Below are 3,163 nucleotides of genomic sequence, written 5' to 3' on the forward strand. Positions count from 1 at the left end.
CGGGCCTGAATAATATATGCCAGGTTTTTAACCGAAATTTCCTTGGGCTCCCTGCCCCGCAGTCCCGGAACGCAGATGACCTCATTTTCCTTATTCTCGTCGGCCAGGGCAGAACCGAACCGGATTTTTAACAACTCAGCCTGGTTACGGAGTACGGAACACCCCTGTTTGATATCTTCGGTTACAATGTTCCCTCCCAACGGGATCACGGCCGTATGGCGGATGATGCCTTCATGGAAGATGGCCACGTCGGTAGTGCCTCCACCGATATCCACCAATACAACGCCGGCATCTTTGTCGGCTTCGTCGAGCACCGCCTCAGAAGAGGCCAGGGGTTCCAGAATAAGGTCCTGAACTTCCAGGGATGCATTATCGATGCATTTCTTGATGTTCTTTATCGCGCTGACGTGACCGGATATGATGTGGAAATTAGCCTCCATGCGGCGGCCGGCCATGCCTATGGGATCCTTGATTCCCGGTTCATTATCGATGGTAAACTCCTGTGGAAGCACGTGGATGATTTCTTCACCCGGAGGGAGTACCAATTTGTACATGTCTTCAATCAGCCGTTCAATATCGAGGCGATTGATCTCATTTTCGTCCCTTCGGGTCAGGATACCCCGGTGCTGTATACTTTTAATGTGCTGTCCCGCGATGCCCACATTAACCACTTTAATGTCTACATTGGACTGCGAGCTGGCTTCTTCCACGGCCTGCAGGATACTGTTTACCGTCTTTTGGATATTGGCCACTACACCACGGCTTACACCCGATGACTCGGCTTTGCCCACACCCAGGATTTCAATTTTCTTCGCTCCGCTGCGGCGCCCCACGGTTACACAGATCTTGGTTGTACCAATGTCAAGCCCCACCACGATCGGCGAGTCCTTTTCTGATGATATTCTTGTTTTCATAACGTGACTGTATTGTATATAGATGCTATTATTTTTACAATGAATTATAATGCCTGGTTACCATTATCCGCAGGCTTAAAGTGCTCGTTTCGTTCACAAACCAACTGGCCCGCAAATTTCAAATTGACTGATTTATAAGCGTCGATTCCCGTACGGGGAACAATTCGTTTATAGAAAAGCATCAGCTTTTCAAACTTCCTTTCGAGCGAATCCGCATTTCCGAGGATGATCTGCTGGTTACCTACCCGTGGCACCAGTTCGATATCCCTGGCGGTGTTGACATACAGTTGTACCACCTGGTTGCTCCATACACTGTCTGCGCTGATGAATTGGGCGGTTTTGAAAACGTCCTTGATCAGCTGGCTGCTCATGCTATCCAGTTCGCCATTATACGGCTCAGCGATATTTCCATTGACAACAGGTACACGGGGCATGTATTTCGGCGAAACCGGCATCTTGTACCCCTGCCTGTCAATATAAAAGTCCAGTCCCGCTTTATTGATCACGCGCACGACGGCTTCCCGTTGCCGGATGCGTACGGTAAGCATACCGTCCATATCTATCGTAACTGTTGCAGCAAATACGAACGGAATCTGCAAGAGATCGCTTTCCAGCTGGTGGATTGGAACGCTTGCGAGAGTCCGCCCCTCCAGCTCTCCGTACTTTGCGGTAATCAGTTCCGCAATATCCCGATGCTCGACAAACGACTCATTGCCCAGCACGATGATGCGCATCTGCGTGCACGCCTGTTCACTGCTCTTCACCTGGATAAATCCCATCAGCGTCACGAGCCCGGCAAGCACCACCAAGCCGGCCATGCCATACAGGATGTGGCGCCAGTTTACAGCCGTTGATATCCGTTTAAGCATTACTTAATATCGTTTTAAGGGGTTCAACCAATAAATCAACATTACCCGCACCTACCGTAACTACCAGTTCCGGCCGATGGGCTTTTACAAACGCCTTTACCGCATCGGCACTGCAAAGGTGTTTATCCGCGACATTAATTTTACTAAGCAGCATACTGGAATCCACTCCTTTGATGGGCAGCTCTCTCGCCGGATAAATTTCCATCAAAAGCAGCGTATCCACTGTACTCAGCACCGCTGCAAACTCGTCGGCAAAGTCGCGGGTCCTGCTATACAAATGGGGCTGGAACACCACCGTCAGGTGTTTATCCGGATAGAGCGCCCGCACGGCCGCAAAGCATGCTTTCAATTCCGCCGGATGGTGTGCGTAGTCGTCAATGTAGATGGCTTCCTCCGATTTAACTACGTATTCGAACCGGCGTTTCACGCCGCTGAATGAAGCCAGCGCCCGACGGATTTTATCTTCGGTGATACCCAGTAACCGGGCTACCGTAATGGCTGCAGTTGCATTTTCCACATTGTGATTACCCGGTACCCCGAGATGGACCTCATCCATCCTTCCACCGTCCCAAACGTAGTCGAAATAAAATTCGCCATTTACGATATGAATACGGTCAGCATAGGCATCGGCAACACCCCCGGCGCTGTAAAAAATATCGGCAGCGAATGGCAGACCGGCTTTGACGATGCGTTTTCCATCCGCATGGAGCTGGTCCAGAAACAGCTGGAATGATTCCTGCAATTGGTCTTTATCGCCATAAATGTCCAGGTGATCGGCATCTGCCGATGTAACTACCGCAATATCGGGAAACAGTGTCAGGAAAGATCGGTCGTACTCGTCTGCTTCCAGCACAATGACGTTATTATCGGAGAACAGCACATTCGTGTTGTAATTGGTGCTGATGCCCCCCAAAAATGCAGAACATCCATAACCACTGTCGGTAAGTACGTGCGCGATAAGCGACGAGGTCGTTGTTTTACCATGCGTACCTGCCACGGCGATTGCAAACCGGTTCTGGCTGATCAGACCAAGGACCTGCGACCGCTTAAACAGGAGATGACCCCGTTGCTGGAACTGCTCGATCAGCCCGAGCTCGCTGGGCACTGCGGGTGTATAGATAATCAGGGTATGGCCACTGGCTTCCCAGAATGCGTCATTCACCAGGCCAAAATCATCGGTATAACTCACAGGAATCCCCTCTGCAACCAGCCGCTTGGTCAGTTCCGTTTCCGTCCGGTCATACCCCGCCACCAGACATCCAAAATGGCGGAAATAACGGGCCAGCGCACTCATGCCTATGCCGCCAATACCAATGAGGTATACTTGTCTGATGTTGTCTATATTCATTTTCTTTACTCGTTATTTCCGTTCTCCTGCCA

Annotated in this window: 3 protein-coding genes; all 3 read right to left on the reverse strand. The window is 50.6% G+C overall.

The genetic code is table 11. The features are described 5' to 3' along the window. Positions 1–914 (reverse strand): cell division protein FtsA (ftsA, locus tag ABWO75_RS13595; protein ID WP_353186414.1); only part of this gene is annotated, 914 nt, incomplete at its 3' end. A gap of 44 nt (positions 915–958) precedes the next feature. Then, positions 959–1,783, reverse strand: coding sequence for a cell division protein FtsQ/DivIB (locus tag ABWO75_RS13600; RefSeq protein ID WP_353186416.1), 825 nt, complete (start codon positions 1,781–1,783; stop codon positions 959–961). Further along, on the reverse strand, positions 1,776–3,131 hold the full coding sequence (gene murC / locus ABWO75_RS13605; protein WP_353186418.1) for a UDP-N-acetylmuramate--L-alanine ligase: 1,356 nt from the start codon (positions 3,129–3,131) through the stop codon (positions 1,776–1,778). The genes ABWO75_RS13600 and murC overlap by 8 nt, the downstream gene beginning before the upstream one ends. Between the last annotated feature and the right edge of the window lie 32 nt (positions 3,132–3,163).

The sequence above is a fragment of the Parapedobacter lycopersici genome (assembly GCF_040395035.1).
GTDB classification, from domain to species: Bacteria; Bacteroidota; Bacteroidia; order Sphingobacteriales; family Sphingobacteriaceae; genus Parapedobacter; species Parapedobacter lycopersici_A.

Coding starts and splice junctions, on each gene's coding strand:
- ABWO75_RS13600 (WP_353186416.1), bottom strand. CDS start 1,783: ATGCTTAAACGGATATCAACGGCTGTAAACTGGCGCCACATCCTGTAT.
- murC (WP_353186418.1), bottom strand. CDS start 3,131: ATGAATATAGACAACATCAGACAAGTATACCTCATTGGTATTGGCGGC.